Genomic DNA, 279 nt, shown 5'->3' on the forward strand with positions numbered 1-279 from the left:
ACCAATAACAACACGGATAAGACCGAATACGTTGCGCTGGGTACTGATTACTACTTCAACAAAAACATGGTGGCTGATGTAGGTTACAAAATTAACCTGCTTGATGGCAAAAACGACGATAACCAGGTTGTTGCTGGTCTGACTTACCAGTTCTAAGTTTTTGTGATGATTGAACAAGGCGTCTTTAGTAAGACGCCTTTTTTACATATGCTTTTGAGACTCACATCGGTTGGTTTTGTTCCGTCTGTAGATCGCTAAATAGCCATTTCCAGATATCCA

Annotated in this window: 1 protein-coding gene; it reads left to right on the forward strand. The window is 40.5% G+C overall.

The genetic code is table 11. The annotated features are described in order from the left end of the window. On the forward strand, positions 1–156 hold a 156-nt coding region (locus tag FDX22_RS15625; RefSeq protein WP_186805323.1), incomplete at its 5' end, for a porin. Between the last annotated feature and the right edge of the window lie 123 nt (positions 157–279).

Origin of the sequence: Citrobacter sp. TBCS-14, assembly GCF_005280805.1 — a bacterium.
In the GTDB taxonomy this organism is placed as follows: domain Bacteria; phylum Pseudomonadota; class Gammaproteobacteria; order Enterobacterales; family Enterobacteriaceae; genus Citrobacter; species Citrobacter gillenii.